The organism is Thermatribacter velox (genome assembly GCF_038396615.1).
Classification (GTDB): domain Bacteria; phylum Atribacterota; class Atribacteria; order Atribacterales; family Thermatribacteraceae; genus Thermatribacter; species Thermatribacter velox.
This window is the reverse complement of the sequence record NZ_CP121689.1, coordinates 1,278,717-1,298,270: the sequence shown is the minus strand read 5'-3', so window position 1 is coordinate 1,298,270 and position 19,554 is coordinate 1,278,717. Positions and strand designations below refer to the sequence as shown.

General features: G+C 43.7%; 19 protein-coding genes and 1 tRNA gene. 1 reads left to right on the top strand and 19 read right to left on the bottom strand.

From position 1 onward, the window contains the following. Window positions 1-8: 8 nt before the first annotated feature. From tsaD to rplM, 13 genes are all read right to left on the bottom strand, one after another. Window positions 9-1,016, bottom strand: coding sequence for a tRNA (adenosine(37)-N6)-threonylcarbamoyltransferase complex transferase subunit TsaD (gene tsaD, locus QBE54_RS06490; protein WP_369017390.1), 1,008 nt, complete (start codon window positions 1,014-1,016; stop codon window positions 9-11). A gap of 15 nt (window positions 1,017-1,031) precedes the next feature. Then, on the bottom strand, window positions 1,032-1,517 hold the full coding sequence (rimI, locus tag QBE54_RS06485) for a ribosomal protein S18-alanine N-acetyltransferase (RefSeq protein WP_369017389.1): 486 nt from the start codon (window positions 1,515-1,517) through the stop codon (window positions 1,032-1,034). Beyond that, window positions 1,498-2,199 carry a tRNA (adenosine(37)-N6)-threonylcarbamoyltransferase complex dimerization subunit type 1 TsaB gene (tsaB, locus tag QBE54_RS06480; protein WP_369017388.1) on the bottom strand — a complete coding sequence of 234 codons (702 nt, stop codon included), beginning with the start codon at window positions 2,197-2,199 and terminating at the stop codon, window positions 1,498-1,500. Before tsaB ends, rimI begins: the two co-directional genes overlap by 20 nt. After that, a complete protein-coding gene (gene tsaE, locus QBE54_RS06475) occupies window positions 2,196-2,657 on the bottom strand; it encodes a tRNA (adenosine(37)-N6)-threonylcarbamoyltransferase complex ATPase subunit type 1 TsaE (RefSeq protein WP_369017387.1) in 462 nt (153 codons plus the stop codon). The genes tsaB and tsaE overlap by 4 nt, the downstream gene beginning before the upstream one ends. Continuing rightward, window positions 2,654-3,775, bottom strand: a complete 1,122-nt coding sequence (gene alr / locus QBE54_RS06470; RefSeq protein WP_369017386.1) for an alanine racemase — start codon at window positions 3,773-3,775, stop codon at window positions 2,654-2,656. The genes tsaE and alr overlap by 4 nt, the downstream gene beginning before the upstream one ends. Next, window positions 3,738-5,321, bottom strand: a complete 1,584-nt coding sequence (locus QBE54_RS06465; protein ID WP_369017385.1) for an NAD(P)H-hydrate dehydratase — start codon at window positions 5,319-5,321, stop codon at window positions 3,738-3,740. The genes alr and QBE54_RS06465 overlap by 38 nt, the downstream gene beginning before the upstream one ends. Next, on the bottom strand, window positions 5,302-5,679 hold the full coding sequence (locus QBE54_RS06460) for a holo-ACP synthase (protein ID WP_369017384.1): 378 nt from the start codon (window positions 5,677-5,679) through the stop codon (window positions 5,302-5,304). The genes QBE54_RS06465 and QBE54_RS06460 overlap by 20 nt, the downstream gene beginning before the upstream one ends. 23 nt (window positions 5,680-5,702) lie before the next feature. After that, on the bottom strand, window positions 5,703-7,784 hold the full coding sequence (gene fusA / locus QBE54_RS06455) for an elongation factor G (RefSeq protein WP_369017383.1): 2,082 nt from the start codon (window positions 7,782-7,784) through the stop codon (window positions 5,703-5,705). Window positions 7,785-8,045: 261 nt separating this feature from the next. Beyond that, window positions 8,046-8,810 (bottom strand): diadenylate cyclase CdaA, encoded by a 765-nt coding sequence (gene cdaA / locus QBE54_RS06450; protein WP_369017382.1) that lies wholly within the window; start codon window positions 8,808-8,810, stop codon window positions 8,046-8,048. Window positions 8,811-8,822: 12 nt separating this feature from the next. Then, window positions 8,823-9,755 (bottom strand): ornithine carbamoyltransferase, encoded by a 933-nt coding sequence (gene argF, locus QBE54_RS06445; protein ID WP_369017381.1) that lies wholly within the window; start codon window positions 9,753-9,755, stop codon window positions 8,823-8,825. Window positions 9,756-9,782: 27 nt separating this feature from the next. Further along, window positions 9,783-10,859 carry an alanine racemase gene (locus QBE54_RS06440; RefSeq protein ID WP_369017380.1) on the bottom strand — a complete coding sequence of 359 codons (1,077 nt, stop codon included), beginning with the start codon at window positions 10,857-10,859 and terminating at the stop codon, window positions 9,783-9,785. A gap of 97 nt (window positions 10,860-10,956) precedes the next feature. Beyond that, window positions 10,957-11,340, bottom strand: coding sequence for a 30S ribosomal protein S9 (gene rpsI, locus QBE54_RS06435; RefSeq protein WP_369019405.1), 384 nt, complete (start codon window positions 11,338-11,340; stop codon window positions 10,957-10,959). Window positions 11,341-11,357: 17 nt separating this feature from the next. Beyond that, the gene (gene rplM / locus QBE54_RS06430; protein ID WP_369017379.1) at window positions 11,358-11,798 is read right to left on the bottom strand and encodes a 50S ribosomal protein L13; all 441 of its coding nucleotides are present in this window, start codon (window positions 11,796-11,798) and stop codon (window positions 11,358-11,360) included. A gap of 203 nt (window positions 11,799-12,001) precedes the next feature. On the opposite strand from rplM, the gene rpsT reads away from it, so the two are divergent. Next, window positions 12,002-12,283, top strand: coding sequence for a 30S ribosomal protein S20 (gene rpsT / locus QBE54_RS06425; RefSeq protein ID WP_369017378.1), 282 nt, complete (start codon window positions 12,002-12,004; stop codon window positions 12,281-12,283). Window position 12,284: 1 nt separating this feature from the next. Here rpsT and holA read toward each other — a convergent pair whose 3' ends face one another. The 6 genes from holA to QBE54_RS06395 form a co-directional block, all read right to left on the bottom strand. Beyond that, window positions 12,285-13,223 carry a DNA polymerase III subunit delta gene (gene holA, locus QBE54_RS06420; RefSeq protein ID WP_369017377.1) on the bottom strand — a complete coding sequence of 313 codons (939 nt, stop codon included), beginning with the start codon at window positions 13,221-13,223 and terminating at the stop codon, window positions 12,285-12,287. Next, window positions 13,192-15,363, bottom strand: a complete 2,172-nt coding sequence (locus QBE54_RS06415; protein ID WP_369017376.1) for a DNA internalization-related competence protein ComEC/Rec2 — start codon at window positions 15,361-15,363, stop codon at window positions 13,192-13,194. The genes holA and QBE54_RS06415 overlap by 32 nt, the downstream gene beginning before the upstream one ends. Window positions 15,364-15,556: 193 nt before the next feature. Beyond that, a complete protein-coding gene (gene pfp / locus QBE54_RS06410; RefSeq protein ID WP_369017375.1) occupies window positions 15,557-16,858 on the bottom strand; it encodes a diphosphate--fructose-6-phosphate 1-phosphotransferase in 1,302 nt (433 codons plus the stop codon). Between the two features lie 164 nt (window positions 16,859-17,022). Then, entirely contained in the window at window positions 17,023-18,261 is a 1,239-nt protein-coding gene (locus tag QBE54_RS06405) for an HAD-IIA family hydrolase (protein WP_369017374.1), read from the bottom strand. A gap of 105 nt (window positions 18,262-18,366) precedes the next feature. Beyond that, window positions 18,367-18,453: transfer RNA gene (locus QBE54_RS06400), tRNA-Leu, on the bottom strand. A 39-nt stretch (window positions 18,454-18,492) separates the two neighbouring features. Continuing rightward, window positions 18,493-19,548, bottom strand: a complete 1,056-nt coding sequence (locus QBE54_RS06395) for a sensor histidine kinase (RefSeq protein WP_369017373.1) — start codon at window positions 19,546-19,548, stop codon at window positions 18,493-18,495. Between the last annotated feature and the right edge of the window lie 6 nt (window positions 19,549-19,554).

Below are 19,554 nucleotides of genomic sequence, written 5' to 3'. Positions count from 1 at the left end.
CTTAAAAATCAGGTTATGCCAAGTTTCGGATCTGGTTCCAGTGTTTTAACCGAGAAATAGCGCTGAGGGTTTCGAACAAAATGAAAATAACCGCACGCGGCTACCATTGCTGCATTGTCGGTGCAGAAACTTTTTGAGGGGAGATAGACCTCGAGTCTTTCTTTCTGGGCTTCTTCCTGTAACCTCTTTCTGAGAGCTCTGTTCGCAGCCACTCCCCCTCCTACGACTATCTTTTTGACGTTCAGTTTTTTGGCAGCGAAAATAGTTTTTTTAGTAAGCACCCGAACCACACTTTCCTGAAAGGAAGCTACCAGGTCTTTGATGTCTCCAGGCCCAATTTCCAAGCTCTGATAAGCCCTTATTACCGCTGTTTTGAGACCGCTAAAACTAAACTCAAAGTTGTCTTCATCTTCGAAGCCTGCTTTAAAGATAAAGCGCGATGGGTTGCCCTCTTGACTGAGGAGGTCAATGATTGGCCCCCCAGGATAACCAAGTCCCAAGAACTTGGCTATCTTATCAAAGGCTTCTCCTGCCGCATCATCTCTGGTTCGCCCCAAAAGATGATAGATGCCCCACTCTTTAACGGCTATCAATTCGGTATGTCCTCCCGAAGCGATTAGAGCGACAAAGGGAGGGACAAGGTTCTGATGTTCGAGGTACGCTGCAAACAGGTGGCCCTCAAGGTGGTTCACACCAACGATAGGTACATTGAAGCACAGCGCCAAAGATTTTGCCCAACAGGTGCCCATAAGTAGCGAGCCCATCAAGCCTGGTCCCATAGTTACTGCTATCAGATCTATAGCTTCAAGACCAATTTTTGCCTGAGAAAGTGCCTCCTGGGTCACCCAGGGAAGAAGTTCCAGATGTTTCCGTGACGCCACTTCAGGGACCACTCCTCCATATTTGCGATGAAAATCCACCTGACTGGATACTACACTGGAAAGAATCTCTCTCTCATCTTTAAGCACTGCACAACAGGTATCATCGCAGCTGGTTTCAATTCCTAAGACGTACACTTTTGCCTCCTTTGTCTACAAGTTCTTTCTCATAACCAAAGCATCTTCTCCATCACTATAATAAGCTTTGCGAATACCTATTTCAGAAAACCCAAACCTCCGATAAAGCGCTTGGGCAACCTTATTGGAAACTCTTACTTCCAGAAGCACTTCTTTACAACCTTTGCTCTTCGCAAACTCAAGCGCATAATGCATAAGTTTTGTACCATAACCCTTTCTACGAAAGTTAGGATGAATAGCAAAAGTTGTAATGTGGGCCTCGCGAAGATAAATCCAGAGCCCAACATATCCTATTACTCTGTTACCCAGGAAAGCGACAAAATAGTGAGCTATTTTATTGGAAAGTTCACTCAAAAATAGAGAGTAACTCCAGGGATGTTTGAAGGACTTCTTTTCGATGGCCACCACATAGGGCAGGTGCTGGAAATGCATCCTCTGAATGGTAAATGGACCTCCAGCATTAGCTGGTTGCGTTTCATTCTTAAAAAAGTTTCGCACCATAGATGGGTCCAACACGAAAAACGTTTTCAGTACTTGCAATTTCTCTATTTCCGCGTTGATGGTAAAGCTCGATTAATCGTAAGGCTTGTGGAAAGGCCTGCATAAAGAGAAGGTTGCCTTCGCACCCCTCAAAATGGCTCTTGAGAAAGGAAGAAGGAGATACAACCAGTCCCCTGTAGCGGGCATACTTTGCTACAAAATCCTGAATATTCCCGGTTTCGACTTTGGTAATTGGCTGTATTTCTTTCCAGGGCGTTTTCCAATCTAAGTCTACCCAGAAGATTTCGTCCTTTTTATGGTGAATTATCGGGAAGATTTTTTCAAAGTCCTTTGAGAAAAAGCTTGACCTCATTGCTTCGAGAGCCAAGCTTTCCAGGGTGGAAAATCCCACCAAAGGGAGCTGATAACCAAAAGCGATCGCTTTAGCAACACAAACTCCAATCTTCACTCCGGTGAAGGAACCAGGCCCTATCCCAACTATAACAGCTTCCAGATTAGTGGACTGCAAAGCATACTCTTTTTTAAGATACTCAAGATGATCAAACAGATATCTGGAATGGTTCTCACGAGCATAGTGCAGTAAAGAAACTTTTACTTCCTGGCCTTGAGCAAGGGCCACAGAGAGCCAGGGGGTACTACTATCAAAGGCAAGAATGTATTTTTCGTATTTGTCGGCTTTCATTTCCAGTACTCCACAATTATTTCTCGAGCAGATAAATCCTTCCAGGATATTTTAACTGTAATGTAAGGATTTGGAAAATGATGCATGAATTTATCGGCCCACTCTACCACCACTACCCCAGATCGACTGGTATATTCTTCAAAACCCAGCTCCAGCACTTCTTCCCAACTATCAAGACGATAGAAATCCATGTGGTACATAATCCCCTGCTGTCCCTGGTACTCGTGTATCAACGCAAAAGTGGGGCTGGTTACTTTTTCTTGTGGAATACCCAGCGCCTCTCCAATACCTTTGGTCAGGGTAGTCTTACCTGCTCCGAGAGCTCCCACAAGCAAAATCAGGTTTGTTCCATATTGCCTTGCCAAATCCAAAATTCGTCTCCCTACTTCGAGGGTTTCCCTCTCCAGCACGGTTTTAACACACAAAAGTATTTCGCCTGTTCTCTTTTCTTCTTTCATATTACTTTCCGACATTCAATCTTTCCAAAATTGCAAAGTATTTCGTGAGGAATGGTTGCAGATCTTTCAGCCAATTCTTCAGGGCGAACCATTTCGCCACCGTCTTCACCCATGACAGTAACCACATCCCCCTTTTGTACCCCTTCAACCTCGGTTACGTCAATCACGACTTGCTCCATAGTAATGGTTCCCAGTACGGGAACTCTCTTCCCCTTAAGGATGACTTCTAATTTGTTGGACAGATTGCGCGGTAATCCCCAGTAGTAACCAATGTGAGCAATTGCCACCTTGGTAGTCCTCCAGGTAGTAAAAGTAGCTCCATAGCTTATTCTGTAGCCCGGAGGGAGTTCTTTAAGATGAGTCACCCGGGTTCTGATGTTCATTACCGGCTTTAACCCTAACTCCTCAACTTGTGAATAATCTGTAGTTGGAGAAACACCAAAAAGAGCTATGCCTATTCGAGCCCCATCAAGGCGAGCTTCAGGTAAGGTTAAAAACGCTGCACTATTGGCACAGTATCTTTTCAAGGGTTGTCCATAGATTCTTTCCATCTTATGGCAGGTTTCAATAAACAGATGCAACTGCGCTCGAGTGTATTCGGGATCGGTTTCAGCACAAGCAAAGTGTGTCATTATTCCTTTTAATTGAGGAAGCAATCCAAAGAAACGTTCTTTGAAAGGTTCTGCCTCCAGCTCCAAAGGCAAGAAACCCATTCTTCCCATCCCAGTATCTATGAAAAGATAGAAACCCAGTGGTAGTTTCTCAGAATTTTCTCTCAAAAGTTCCAATTCTTCGCAGGAAGAAACGACAGGCGTCAGTTCATAAAAAAAAAGAGCTTCGATCTCTTCTGGCATGATGCCTTCCAAAACTATCACTTCTCCCTTAATACCACTTTTTCTAAGTTTGACGCCTTCTTGCACACTACCCACTGCAAAACTCGAAAGACCACATTCTGCAAGAACTTTTATAGCCTCAACGCCATGTCCGTAAGCGTTGCTTTTTACTACACCAATTATTTTGTATTCCTTGTTTTGGACCAGTTCATTAAGAATCAAATAGTTATTACGCAAGTTCTGTGCGTTAATCTCCATCCATGAAGGGTATTCTATATTGTCCATCACGAACCACCTTCTTTGCTGCAGGAATTTGGTAGGCTATCTCCTTGGCAGTAATTTCTTTTTTGTTTCGAGCCAGCATATCTCCTGCTAATCCATGTAGAAAAACACCACAAATAGCACTTTCTAAGTGTTTCCCTGTCTGCGCCAGTATGCCCGCAATAACTCCAGAGAGAACGTCTCCACTCCCAGCGGTGGCCAGCTCTGGACCGCCAGTGGGGTTTACGAATATATTTCCTGAGGGATCGGCTATCAACGTTGCTGGCCCTTTCAAAACCGCTATACACTGGAAATAGTCAGCTAACTGCTTAACCGCCTCAAATCGATTTTCCGCCACTTCTTTTGGAGAGCTTCCAAGCAATCTCGCCGCTTCTCCGTGGTGAGGAGTTATAATCCAACCCGAGAGTCTCCCTTTCCACAACTGCCGTTCGCCGGCTATGCAGTTTAGAGCATCCGCATCAATCACTCCACCAATATGAGAGCTGGCCTGAACAATTTTTTCGACAAAAAAAGACGTTGCAGGAGATACTCCCAAACCCGGCCCAATTATCAAGCTCCTGCACTTTCTCTCTGCAAAGTTTTTTCCGAGGAATTCTGCAACGGAGGGCATATAATAGCGCTGTGCCTGAGTACTTTCAACCAAAGGTGTTACCACTTCAGGCAAATGTATTTTAACCAACGAAGCAGCGCTAAAAGGTAGAGGCCAAACTACCATTCCCGCACCAGCACAATAGGCCCCCAGGGAGGCTAAAATACCTGCCCCAAGCATTGATGGGGAACCAGCAATTACACCCACCACACCTGCGCTTATTTTGTGAACATCGGGATTGCGTTCTGGCAAATATTCAATTATAAGATGCGGCGTGATGAGAATATCTTTGATCGGAAAAGCTTCTTGAAGGATAATAGGTATACCTATGTCAGCTACTTTGATTTTCCCTGTGTATTCCCTGGCAGGAAAGACAAAGAGCCCTCTCTTGGGTAATCCAAGGGTAACTGTATAGTCAGCCTTGACGGAGGAACCCATCACTGCACCCGATGTAGCGTTAATTCCCGAAGGAACATCAACCGAGAGCACAAAAACGTCTCTGGCGCTGTTAATCTTTTCTACGGTTTCCCTGTAAAGACCTGTAACGGGCTTGGATAGACCAGTGCCCAACAATGCATCAATTACCAGAGATTGTGGATAAATTTCTATATCTTTCACAGAAGCAACTTCTATTATTCGGGCTGACGTGTTTTTAAGCACTCGATAGTTATAAAGAGGGTCCTTCTTTAGTTTCTCCGGATTGGCAAGAAGGTAAACGGTAACGGGATACGCTGAAGATACACTGAGTAATTGTCGTGCCGCTACCAGTCCATCGCCGCCGTTGTTGCCTCCTCCGCAGAGGATGATGACTTGTTTGAGGTTTTTCTCTTTTAAAATAGAAAGCGCTTCATTGGCTACATTTTTCCCTGCATTTTCCATGAGTAACAAAGTGTCTATTCCATATTGCTGACAAAGGTGCTGCTCTATTTTCTGCATTGCATCAGAAGTCACCAGATGCATTTTTGGCCTTCGCCTCCTCAAAACAAAAGCCCACAGCCACTGCACATACCTCCTTAGGAGTGTGAGTAACCGAGAGGCATATCTTTTCAAAAACGGGTGGCACCTTGCTGCTGATTTTCACCGCAATTTTTCTCTTGTGGTCGTGCAATATAAAAATATCCTTCCAGCCCGGGTTAATATCTTTTTGCAAATAAAGCTTTTTCACGGCTTCTTTACTTGCAAAAAGGGTTGCCACTCCCTCCAGGAGGCGCTTAGGGGTATAATAATGCAACTCTTCTTCATTAAAAAGCTTTTCTAAGAACCGACTACCAAACTTCAGAAACGCCTCTTTTACTCTCTCAATATCTACCAAGTCCACACCTATGTAAATATCCGGGATTGTCAACCCTCTTCTTTTTCCTTTCGAGCTTTTTCAATGATGGCTTCAGCAATTTGTGGAGGAACTTCTTCGTAATGGTCGAATTTCATGGTAAAAGACCCTCTACCCTGGGTTATGGAACGAAGATCGACAGAATATCTGAAAAGTTCAGCCAATGGAACCAGGGCCTGGATTTTTTGGTACCCGTTCTGGGGTTCCATTCCCAGAATTTTACCTCTTCGACTGTTGAGATCACCTATAACATCACCCATATTCTCTTCGGGAACCAGGACCTCTATTTTCATTATTGGCTCCAGCAACACAGGATTTGCTTCCTGGGCTCCTTTCTTAAAAGCCATTGAACCAGCTATTTTGAATGCCATATCTGAAGAGTCAACAGGATGGAAAGAACCATCAAAAACAGTCACTTTGACATCTATAACTTGGTATCCGGCCAAAATCCCTTCCTGCATCGCTTCCTGTACGCCTTTTTCCACCGCCGGGATGTAATTTTTGGGTATGACTCCTCCTACAATCTTGTCCACAAACTCAAAGCCCTGTCCCCGAGGAAGAGGTTCGATTTCCAGCCAGGCGTGACCATACTGTCCCCTTCCACCAGATTGCCGTTTGTACTTCCCTTCTGCTTTCGCACTCTTTTTAATGGTTTCTTTATAAGGCACTTTGGGGATGCTTAGTGTCGCTTCTACTCCAAATTTGCGCTTCATCTTATCAACCAGCACATCAAGGTGGATATCGCCCAGACCATACACCAGTTCCTCCTTCGTATCCGGATCCCGGGCCACTTTCAGAACTGGGTCTTCCTCTATAATCCGAGATATTGCAGCGCTGATTTTCTCCTCGTCACTTTTACCCGCTGGTTTGATAGCGGCTATATAGTTGGGTTCGGGCAACTCAAGAGGAGGAAACACAACAGGATTCGCAGGATCAGAAAGGGTATCCCCAGCACCAATGTTAGCCACTTTAGCTACCACACCAATGTCTCCAGCTCCAATTTCCTGGGTTTGCTCCTGATGCTTGCCCCTCAAAAATAGCAGCTGACCAATCTTTTCTTCGCTATCCCGGGAAGCGTTGTAAAGTTTGGCATCCGCTGTAATTTTCCCAGAAAAAACTCTAAACATTGCCATCTTACCCACATAGGGGTCGCTGATTATCTTGAAGACAAAAGCAGAGAAAGGTGCTTCCTCACTGCAGGGTATTTCCACTTCCTCTTGCGTTTTGGGATTTAACCCTTTAACCTTTCCTCTCAAGCCCGGATCAGGCATAAATTCAACGATAAAATCGCTTAAGAAACCAACTCCTTTGTTTTCTAAACCCGAACCGCAAAGAAGAGGAAAAATTTTTCTTTCCTTTATTGCCTCTTTAAGGGCTTTTTTGAGTTCCTCGTTGCTTATTTCCTGCCCTTCGAGGTAGGCATTCAGAAGGTCGTCGTTAGTTTCGGCGACATTTTCGAGAAACCTTTCCCGAACCTCAGCTACTACTTCTTCAAGCTGGGACGGGATTTCTTTCACAGACACCTTACCTTCTGCGTCAAAATACAGAGCCTGCATGGATATTAAATCCACAATACCCTGAAAATTGCTTTCCTTTCCGATGGGAATGGTTATTGGAGTTATTTTTCCAGAGAGCTTACTGGAAAGCTCCTGATAGGTTTCTTCAAACTTTGCTCCCTCACGGTCGATTTTGTTAACAAAGAAGACCACAGGTAAATTTTCTCGCTCAAGATACTTCCAGGCTTTCTCAGTACCTGCTCCCATGCCTGACGCAGCACATACAGCAATTATTCCAAAATCTACTGCTCTTACTGCTGCCACCACATTTCCTTCAAAGTCCATATACCCCGGTGTGTCTATAAGATTTATCTTGCAATCTTTCCATTCAAAGGGCAACAAAGAAAGGTCGATGGACATTGTCCTTTTGGCCTCTTCTGGCTGCCAGTCCGAAACAGTATTGCCATCTTCCACTCTTCCCCTGCGATTGATGACTCCAGCGTTATAAAGCATGGCTTCAGAAATCGTAGTTTTACCTGAACCTGCGTGACCAAACAATCCTGCATTTCTTATGTTGTTCATGGAAAACTTTTTCACTATCAATTTCCCCCTTTCTTCTCAAGCTTTGGTAAATCGAGTTTGTTTTGGCTGGTTCGATATCGAAACAGTTCCAGCTTAAGTAATTCCCAATTCTCTCACTTTTGCAGATACGCCTCACTCAACAGAAAAAACCATAAACTCACTGCCAGAAGTAAGGCATACCAAAGAATGCCATACTCCTTTTTAACTCTTTTAAAAAGAAACTTTTTGAAGGATGTCAACCAGCCTTTGAACCTGCTAAAACTAATGATTTCCTCATCATACCTTTCTATACAGAATTTTAAGCATTTTTTTAAGAGCGGGGGTCTCGATACCCCAGGCCATTTTACCATGTACCGCTAAAGAAATTTTACCGGTTTCCTCGGAAACCACAATAGCCAGTGCATCAGTTTGTTCAGTTATTCCTATACCGGCACGGTGCCTGGTACCCACCAGTTTTTTGCCCTCTACCACTTCAGCAAGAGGTAAAATGCACCCTGCAGCTAAAAGGCGATTTTCTCGCAGTATGATTGCCCCATCGTGAAGTGGTGATTCCACCAGAAAGATGGAAATCGCCAGCTCTGGCGAGAATACTGCATCAATAAGTATTCCAGTTTGTATGAAATCTTTCAGACTATTAGAACGCTCAAGAACAATGAGCGCTCCTATTTTCTTTCTGGAAAGAGTCTGGCAAGTTATCACCAGGTCGTCTATCAGCTTCCCACGTAATTCTTCGTTGTGGAAAAGCAAGCCACTCATCACTGGAGTGGTTTCCCTGTGGTAAGCGCGGTTGGTGTATATTCGCCTTATCTCAGGTTGAAAAACAATGAGCATTGAGGCAACATATCCGGCAAGCAGGACTTTCCAGAAAAAGTTAAGCTCCTTGAGTCCTGCAAAATTTGATACACCGGCTGCAATAAAGATAAAAGATAAAAAATTAAGTGGTGCAACTAGCGGCGTTCCGTGCAGAAAACGGAGCAGGTAAAAAACAAAGCAGTACAGAACTATGAGTTCAAGTATGTGACGCCATCCTAAAGCGAACAACGCTGCCTCCACTCAACCTAATATTAGGGCTAAAATGGCTTTCTGGGCATGAAGACGGTTTTCAGCCTGTTCGTAGACCACGGACTGTGGACCGTCCATTACCTCATCAGTGATTTCTTCTCCTCGGTGTGCAGGCATGCAGTGCATCACTATAGCATCTTCTGCAGCTTGGGAAAGCAAATCGCTGTTAACTTGGTAGGGTTTGAAGTGCTGAATTCTGGTTTCATATTCTGCTTCTTTGCCCATGCTTACCCAGACATCAGTGTAAACCACGTCAGCATTTTCTACAGCCTTGCTGGGGTCAGCCTCATAAACAATTTTGGCTCCGCTCTTTTTAGACAAGCTTTCTGCCCACTCCCACACCCCAGCATCAGGTTTATACCGAGGAGGCGTTGATACCCAGGTTTCCAACCCTAATACAGCACTGGCAACGACCAGAGAGTTACAAACGTTATTACCATCGCCTACAAAGCAAATCTTGAGATCTTCAAGCCGCCCTTTTTTCTCTTTTATGGTAAGCAGGTCGCCCATAATCTGACAAGGATGATGAAGGTCAGACAACCCATTGATAACTGGTACAGTAGCATAGTTTGCGAGTTCCAGCACATTACTATGGGCAAAAGTACGTATCATTATTCCATCAACCATTCTGCTTAAAACCAGAGCAACATCTTTGATAGCTTCGCGTTTTCCCAAACCCACCTCTTGAGGGCCAAGGTAAAGAGCTTTTCCTCCTAACTGAAGCATAGCCAACTCGAAAGATACTCGGGTACGCAGAGAAGGCTTTTCAAAAAGAAGAGCCAGGACCTTCTCCTTAAGAAGACTTATCTCCTGTTTAAGAAACAGCCTTCTTTTAAGCTCTAAAGCAGTGTAGAGAATGTATTCTATTTCTTCTTTGCTGAAATCAGCAATATCTATAAAATCTCGGCCTTTAAAGCTTTGCATCTTATGTCCTCCTCCTGGCTTTGGGATTCAAAAGTAAATTTTACTGACATACGGTGAAAGAAAAGCCCTCAAAACGGCTCCATACCCAGCCCTGAAACTCAGGGTATCACCTGGCTTGTAATTTTGAGAACTTTTACTTACATCCAAAACGAGATAATTGCTTGTTGCACCAATTATTGTAACATTTTTATCTTCAGGGTATAATTGGTTTTCATCAACATCCTGTTTCCCTATGGCTACCAATGCTCTCTCTTTTTCCTCCCCGCTAAGCAAAAAAGCTGATGTTTTACCAAAAGCATCGAATCCCCTGGCTTTGCCCCAGAGAGGTTGCTTCCGTTTAACTTCCACAATTTCAGCCACTACCTCGAAAGCGTCCTGATTCAACCAGGAAAAAGCCTTCTTCCTGCTTATATCGTGGCCAAACAGGAATGCTTCCCCCATGCGGATTTCATCGACTCCTCTGGGAAGTGGTTCTCCTTCCCACAATTCCAAAAAAGTGGTCCCTCCTACCGACAGCGTCAACTCTTTATCAAGTTTTTCCTCCAACTGCTTTTTAAGCGCGACCAGTCGGGTAACGATGTCCAAGTCAGGCAATACTCCATTTAAGCAGGCTAAAGTGGTGCCTAATCCAACAATGTCGACGTACTTTAAGGCTTTGAAATTGAAATTACCAAGTATTTCTTCTTCAAGAAATCCTTCCCTTGCGTCCCCTCCCTCGACCGCCAGAATCACCTTCTGAAACTTACCTACCTTATACGCTGCATGATTCAGCAGTTGTAAGCTCTCGAAATTCGATACGAAAGGTACTATATTGTTGTCAACAATGAGTTGAATTTCCGAGCTCATGGGGAGGCGAATCAGGTAAAGCTGCAAATCGCTATTTCTGGTAGAGAAAGTGTGTTTGATTTTCAGCAAATTGCCGGGATTAGAATCTCCAAAACAGGTAATTCCCTCTTCCAGAAATAGTTTGACCAGAGGCAAATCGGCACAAAAACCTTTGGTAATTGCCACCGCCCTGAGCTGCCATTGGTTAAGTTTTTGCAGAATAGCCCTTATGTTGTGCCGAATAGCTTGCGTGTGAATCTTTAAAAGAGGATAATGCATCATTTTTCGTCAGGAAGCAACTGGTGAAACTGGTCGAAGACAAAAACGAATAAAAAAACACAATAGGCTTTCTCCAGCTGGAGAAAGCCTATTGTGTTTATCGCTTTGAGAACTGGAAGCTTTTTCTTGCTGCGGGCTGGCCATATTTTTTGCGTTCTTTCATTCTCGGGTCACGGGTTAAAAGCCCAGCTTTCTTAAGAGTTGGTTTCATACTCTCATCAATTAAAAGCAATGCCCGAGCAATACCATGGGCTATGGCTCCTGCTTGCCCACTCAATCCTCCACCTTCTACCTTTGCTTCTACGTTAAATCTGCCCTCGCTTCCAGTTAAAACAAGCGGTTTCTCTACCAGAATTCGATGAGTCTGACGTGGGAAATAATCTTCCAGAGAACGGCCGTTTACAGTTATTTTGCCACTACCCAGGGTAAGCCATACTCGAGCTACCGAGGTTTTTCTTCGTCCAGTCGCATAATATTTCATGTTTTTTTCCACTGCTTTCACTCCTCAATCGCAAGGGGAATGGGTTGCTGGGCTTGATGAGGATGCTGCGGACCAGCATAAACTTTAAGCTTACGAATTAAACGTCTTCCAAGGCGGTTGTGGGGAAGCATCCCCCATACTGCCCGGCGAATAACTGCTTCGGGCTTACGAGCTAAAAGGTCAACTAATTTCTCTTCTTTAAGATGTCCAGGGTATCCGGTGTGATGACGATATAACTTCTGCTCCAACTTCTTCCCGGTAACTTTTATTTTTTCCGCGTTAATGACGACCACAAAGTCTCCAGTATCAAAGAAAGGTGTATAGTTACTCTTGTGCTTTCCCATCAAAAGAGTAGCAATCCTGGAGGCTAAACGACCCAGAGTAAGCCCTTCAGCATTAATGAGATACCATTTTCTTTGTATCTCTTGAACTTTCGGGATATAAGTTTTTTGCTCCATGTTTCCTTCTTCTCCTTGATTACTTTTCGATGTTAGTACCTATAGATTTACCAGGCCAAAGACAAGTTGAATTTTAAGGTAGGCTGGGGTAAATGTCAAGAAGATTGTTTAGAATTTATTTTTATCTCCATTGCAATTCCTGGTTCTTCATGTTAAAATGCAACTCGCACTTCTTTCAAATACTACGAGAGGTGATCAGAGTTATGCCAAACACTAAATCGGCGCTAAAGAACTTGAGAAAAAGCGAACGGAGAAGATTGCGCAATAAGTCAATAAAGAGCGCTACTAAGACCTATATCAAAAAGTTCCTGAACATGCTTCAGAGCGGAAACATAGATGAAGCAAGGGAGTTCTTTCTGAAAGAAGTTGTAAAGAAAATTGATATGGCTGCCTCAAAGGGCGTTTTTCATAAAAACAAAGCAGCCAGACTGAAATCCCGTCTCTATCAAAAGCTTAATAAAGCGCTTGCTTCTTCCCAGGTTTGAATCAAAGACCAGTCAGTTTTATTACCATATCAAGGAGTGTATCTTCTGGTGGAACTGAAGATGTTTTGAGTATTCTATCGCTTTCTCGCAGAATGCGGAAAGCGGTTTTGATTTTTTGGAGTGAGAATTTTTTACATTGTTGTGCAATTTTGCGTAATTCATAGTTGCTTACTTTTCTTTCTGTCCAGAGGTCAACCGGTTGCTGTTCCTCCAGACACTGTAAGATTAGCCTTAACTTTCTGGTAAGGTTGGAAACTAAAAGCGTATGAGGAAACCCTCTCTTTAATAGCAAATCGAGATAGGTTAGGGCCTTCTCTGTTTTCCCTTCGATAGTAGCATCCAGAAAGTGAAAGAGAATGCTTTTTTCCTCACTTTCAAAATACGCTTCCACATCTTCTGGTTTTATGTTCTGCAAATTGGGGAAACAACCCAGAAATTGAATCACATCTTCTTCTTTAAGGTCCATTTCATGCCAGTAATGAATAAGTTTTTTAACGGAAGCTGAAGGCATTCTGGATAGTGACTGGGCAATGGAGCGCGGAAGGGTGTTGGCCGGGGAGAGATTGCGCAACACAACCTGTGGTACGTCATGCAGGCGTTTGGGTTTGTTCTTCAAGACGCCTATAAGAATTAAAGCTGAGTCGTGAGTTAACAATTTCTTGACTTTGAAGAACGTGTCTTCCTCTGGCTCCTGGAAGAGAACGATGGTTCTCTGATTTCCAAAAAGTGATGCCTGCAGCAAATCCTTGCTTTGCTCTTCCCATTCCTGAGGTGTTTCTATCTTAATAATTCGGGACACACCAAAATGTTTCATCAAAGGTTCGAGATAGGCTTTTCTGAAAAATTCCTGATTTACCTTCCCGACAAAAAGAAGAGCATTACCCTTAAACTTCTCCTGGAGCCACTTTTCAAAAGCGGTTGCCTTTACCCTGGCTTGCAAAGCTCATTCCTCCTCTCGGTGCCGTCCAAAAACAAACTGCTCCTTCTTTCCGGGTTACCAGCGTTTTTATGTCAAGTTCATTAAGTAAAGCTATTGTTTCAGGGTTGGGATGTCCAAACTCATTTTCGCCACAGGAGATTATTGCTAAACGTGGCTTCACCTTGTCAAGAAACCATCTCAAGTTTTGAAGATACTTACCATGGTGTGGCATAACTATGACCTCGCTCCTCAAACTTAAAAGAAAAGGAGCAAGTTCGGCAATTCCCTCTTCTTCAATGTCTCCTGTTACCAATATACTAAAGGAAGGGAAGCATATTTTGAAGAGCAGTGCCTGGTTATTGGTATCTCCACCAGCTTTGACTGGGAAAATTTTTAGCACAACGTCCTCAAAAATTGGCAATTCCTGGTAAGAAGATAGCTCAAAAACAGGTCGGACGCCCTGCGCAAGATTTGATTTCCCAGACGCAGGAACAAAAGTAGAAAAACGCCCAAAGGCATTCATTAATCCCGTTATTCCATTGGTGTGGTCTTTGTGGAAATGGGTTATAAACACACTATCGATTTTCTTCACACCTTTGAAATGCAAAAATCGTCCAATGACGTTTTTGCCAATATTCCCATACCAAGGCACATAACCACCGGCATCTATTAACACAGCTTTCTCCCCTTTGATCACTCCTATGGAAAGGCCCTGTCCCACATCAAGAACCCAAACTTCGGATTTATCTAAAGGTTTCCATATAAACACCGTCAAATACAAAACAAGGCCTGAAAAGACCAGCACTAATACAATTTTTAACCAGGCTGTTTTTTGCTTTCTAAACAGGGACAAGCCAATTGGAATCATCAATAAAAGAAACCAGAATAACCATCCTTTGATTACATCTTTTTGAACGGAAAAATCCCAGAAAAAATGAGGTAGAAAGGTTAATTCCTGAGCTATGAAACACAATGCTTTAAAGAGATGGTACAACATTCTTCCCAAGTACTGTGACATTTGGGGGGTAATAAAAGCGACAGGTTGGATAAAAAGCGAGAGGACAAGAACTACCTCCAAAAAAGGAGCAACTACGAGATTGCCTACAAAAGCCAGACTGGAAAAAGTGAATCCCTTGACAAGTAAAAAAGGCATATTGAAAGCTATGGCAGAAAGGGTTATTCCCAGTGAATTCCAAACCACCTTTAAGTACACGTTGAGAAACGAAAGGGAACGGATTTCACTCTGGAGAAAGAAAATGATTCCCAAAGTGGAAGCAAAAGAAAGCTGAGCGCCAGTATCGAATATAAGCCCAGGATCCAGAGCGACCATCACTAATAGGGCTACCAGGAAATAACTTATTTGACTTGTGTTCCTACCCAGGCGCTGGCTTAAAAGGTAAGAGCTAAACATTATCCAGGCTCGCAAGGCGGAAGGAGCCATATTGGCCATGCAGAGATACAAAAAGGTGAACAAAACAACTATCAGGAAAGAAACAAGGTGTCTGTGTGGAAAGAGTTTTTGAACCAGCCAGAGTACAAGACCCCCAACCAATCCGAGGTGAAGTCCCGACACGCAAAAAAGGTGAAAAACTCCTACTTCCTGAAAGACATTGCTCTGTCCATAGAATTCCCTCGTCTTTTGTCCTGTTAAAAGGGAGAGAAACAGCGGGAAGGTTTCCTTAAGGTAAGCATCCCACTTCTTAAAAAGTTTCTCCCTCAACTTTTCTACTGCCCCCATAAACTGATACCAAGGGTTATTTTTCTGGATGGATATAATTTTGACCTTCTCTAAGTATCCCACTGTACGCTTCTGGAAATAAAATGTCCGTACATTGGTAACCCCTGGATTAGCACAGGAAGGGAATAACCTGAAGACCCCGCTTAGCTGCACTTTCTGGTAAGCAAGTTTATTAGTTAATTCGCTGTTTCCAGCGATAAGTATCTGTGGAGAATACACGAAAAATCTATTAAGGTTGACCAGGAACAGGTTTTCGTTTTCAGGAAGAAGAACCCCCTCAAGTGTAATCTGCTGTCTGTCGAGCTCCAGAAAAAAGTCAAAAGGCTCTAAAAAAGTTACCGAATAAAACATCGTACCTCCCAGCATCCAGAAAGCGAAGAAGGCTACAGCAAACATCCAGCGTTTCTTGAAAGCTAAAAGCATACAAGTAGTGAGCATAACAAGTGCCAGAACCCATACCTTATTGAAAGGCTTTTGCAGAAAATGTCGAGCAAGAAAAAAGCCAGCAAAAAAAGCACTTGCAAGCTGAAAAACGGGATAATGCTTAAAGCTGAGCAGGGAGGGCTTATTCAAGGGATGACAGTGCGTTTAACCGGGGGTAGTACCCCCGGTTAAACTACCACTCTGTCGCTTTCTGAAACTTCTTCTTGAAGGCATCCTTACTCAATCCGCTTAAGCTGGCCAATTTATCCAGGGTGTTAGGATCTTCAAGGTCCTCTTTTTCAAGTCGAATCATAAAGGAACGAGCCACGCGATATGAGTAGGAGTTAATATCCACCGTTCGTACCTTTGTTCTCCCGGTTTGGGGATCCCGAATCTGCTCAAAAGGTATGGGATTAAGTTTACCCTCAAAAATACTAATTAGAGCTCCTTTCTGTTGATTCTTCAAACTATATTCATTGCTTAAAAGATATTCAACCGCTCCGAAGCCCAACTCCCTGGTGTATTCGATATCAAAAGCATTCGGAGGTGCACAGCGCAGTTCGTAGCCGATATCTTTGGTCACAATGGTAATCTTTTCTCCACGCTCGTTGAACCTTCTCTCTATTTCGCTTTTCAAAAGCTCACCAAGCGGTACTTCGGCAAGCCTCACATGACCATGAGGGTCCCTGGGTATAGGCTTGCCAAGAATTTGCTCGATTTCCTCAACGCTTCCAAACTTAAGAGCCACTCCTTCAGCAATGACGGCTACTCCGTCCTTTCTTCCCAGCAACCTCCTCTTAAGCATGGCTCCTTCTAATATGTCACAGACATCCTCTACTCTGATTGTCTGCTGACCAAATTCCTCAGGTATTATGGTCAGGGTCGCTCCTGCTGATTTCCCAACCCCCAGGGCAAGATGACCTGCAGATCTTCCCATCATCACCACAAAATACCAGCGATTTGTGGTTTTCGCATCTTCCATAAGGTTTTTGACCAGTTGAGTAGCCAGATCTCTCGCGGTCTGAAAGCCAAAAGTAGGCATGTTGCCTGGGAGCGGTAAGTCATTATCGATGGTCTTGGGAACATGAGCAGTGAGAAGTGCTCCCTGCATTTCTGAATCCAAAATGCTGGCGCTGTAGGCGGTATCGTCGCCTCCTATGGTAACCAAGTAGCTTATTCCCAGGGTTTTCATTGCTTTCCTAACATTGGCTACTTTTTCCGAATCTATTTTTCCTCCCTTTACCAGGCTGTCTCGAGCGGTACGGAGAATAGAACCTCCCTGAAGGTGAATACGGGAAACATCCTTGATTTCCAGCTTCACAGTATGCTGTACGGGGTCAAAAGAAGAACTGGAGATCCACTTGAAACCGTCATAAATTCCAATTACTTCCAGACCTCTCAGATTGGCGGCAATGGCCACCGAACCTATGACGCCGTTTATTCCCGGTGCTGGGCCTCCTCCCACCAGAATACCCAATCTCTTTTTGTGCTCCATTCTGGAACCTCCTTTTGTCGAAATTGGCGGTAGAGTTTTTTCAGGTTTACAGCTTCACGAGAAAAGATATCAGAAAAGCCATTGCTGGTCAACCTGAATCATCGACGCTATCAAAAGAAAGTAAAAGATGAGCTCTGTGCTCAGGCGCTCGGGATATCGGTAAACTATCGATTACTGGCTACCAACAGCTTCTGAATCCATTTCCTGTGAGTGGGGAAAAGATTGGAGGGTAACTCATCCAGCGCAAAAAATCTGGCTTCTCTAATCTCTTCTCCATCAGGACGAGGTTTACCATTGAGAGCCCGACATTCATAAACTACCACCACAAACTGGAAGGGTTTCCCCAATTCCTTTGTAAAGACCAGTTCCTCGGGATCCGTAAACACCCCCCTGCAAATTATCGACTGGGGGTCAATACTGATTCCTGTTTCTTCGCGAAGCTCTCGCTGAAGACACCCAGTGAGCGTTTCACCTATTTCCATCGTTCCAGCTGGCAATCCCCAATCTTTACTGCCTCTTTTAAGAGCAAGAAGTACTCGTCGTTTACAATCAAGAACTATGCCACAAGTAGCAACTTTTATTCCGTCGGGAAGGACTGGGAAGCTCCTGTCCAAATGCATTAGCTCCGTGACTCGCTTTTCTTGAAGTTCTTCGAAGTCCTGGACCCACAAATCTGGATTTCGCGGATCTCCCGTAGCGGGAAAATATTCAAAGTGCTGAGCTACCAGTACGGATGACATGCGCATCCAATGCGCACCAACTATATCGGTCTGGGGATTATCACCAATCACGACACAGCGCAATTTTTTGAGAGAGAGCTCTCCAAGCGCCGCAAAAAAGAAAAACGGATTCGGTCTACCCAAGCACACAGCTCTGGTAGAAGTCATTTTCTCAAGAACATCCACAATTATGCCGGTACTCGGAACAACTCCCCAGCAAGTATTAAACTGGTAATCGGGATTGGTAGCTATTAACGGAATACCTTTTATTGTGAAAGCGGCTGCTTCCTTTATCTCCCGAAGGGAAATTGCTTCGTCAAAACCAACCACTACTGCCTGGGGATCGTGTTGCGTAACTTCAATGCTTGTATCAAGCAGCTCTTTTCTTAACTCCTGATTCCCTAAAAGATATATTTTGCCCAATCTTTGAAATTTGAGAAAAAGCTTAAGTACCCAGCCGGGAGTGATAATTTCCTCCAGGGTAACCTTGAATCCTAATTTCTGCAGTTTTGCATATATCGATTCTCTGGAGTAGTAGGGATTGTTGGTTAGCAAGCGTAGTGTTTTTCCAGCTTCGTGAATCTGGTCAATTACCTTACCTACTTGGTGGTGCACGATTTCGTTGTGCACGAACCCATCCAGACTTATGAAGAACACATCAAAGAAATCTAATATCCTTTTCATGAACAATGAAATAAACAATTTGTTTTCCAAAGTCAAGGGATAGCCAGAAAGACACTTTCGTCCCAAGGGGAAATTCAATCCGCAGAACCGCTTTGGGGAAAAAGATGGTGCCGGGCGCGGGATTTGAACCCGCACGGGCAAAAACCCACTACCCCCTCAAGATAGCGTGTCTTCCTGTTCCACCAGCCCGGCCCTATCGCGAAGCAATTATAGCAAGTAAAGGCGGGATCGTCAATCTTTACAAGTGAAAGCTGGTAACAAAATTTGGAAGGTTACCTTCCCTCCTTTATGAAGTTTGAAGTCCCAGGCTCCATTTCTTTTTTGCAGAATTTTGCCAACCAGAAGCATTCCCAATCCTTTTTCAAGCGCTTTTTTAAGTCGATAGGAAACTTCTCCCAGACTGCTTCCCAGGTCACCCGTTGCGTCTATGTGGTTACTCAGCTCTATCAAGCAACTGTTGCTTTTTGGGGCATAGGAAAGTTCCAGGCTAATGGCACTCCCTTTTGGGCTGAACTTTACCGCGTTGGAAATAAGGTTGGAAAATAGCAAAAAGGCTTCCCCTTGGCTGAGGCCAAGATGCAAGGACTCATTTTCTGGCCTCATTCGGAAGTTCGTCATTTCAAAGTGGAGCTCCTTCTCGTCAATTTCTTCGTGCCATTGCGTAACGATTTCCTCAATTATTAAAAAAAAGTCCCGCAAAGGGAGTTTTGAATCTGAACTCTGATAACCAAGATGCTTAAGATATTTCAAGATGCTTTTTATTTTCTGGATTTGCTTTTGCATTTTGGGCACGAAATGATGCCATTTTGTTTCTTCCCCCTCGAGTATCTGAAGATATCCTTCAATGATGGTCAGTGGGGTTTTAATTTCATGCCAGATACTTGAAAGAAGAAATCGCAATTCCTCCTGATCATTGCTTCCAGCCTCTTCAAGTATGAAAATTTTTTTTCCTTGGTAATCAAGGCTTTTCAAAAAATACGAATTGCGATCGCTTGTAAAAAGCAATTTTTTAGTGTTTAGTCCCTTCTCAAGCAGAGGAACATCCAGAGAGTTTACAACGAATAATCGTTCTTCTGATTCTGAAATAGGGAGGTTTAGAATTTTCCCCAAATAAGCGTTGTATAACACTATTTTTGTTTCTGGATCGAAGATGAAAGCTGGTTGAGCAAGCAAGCCCAATAGGCGATGCAGGAAGTGCTCAATATCTTCTTGATGTTCTGTTTCTCTTATCTTATCCTTTTTTTGCTTGCGGTTGGAAACGTAATTTTTTGCAGTATAACCACCCACTAAAAG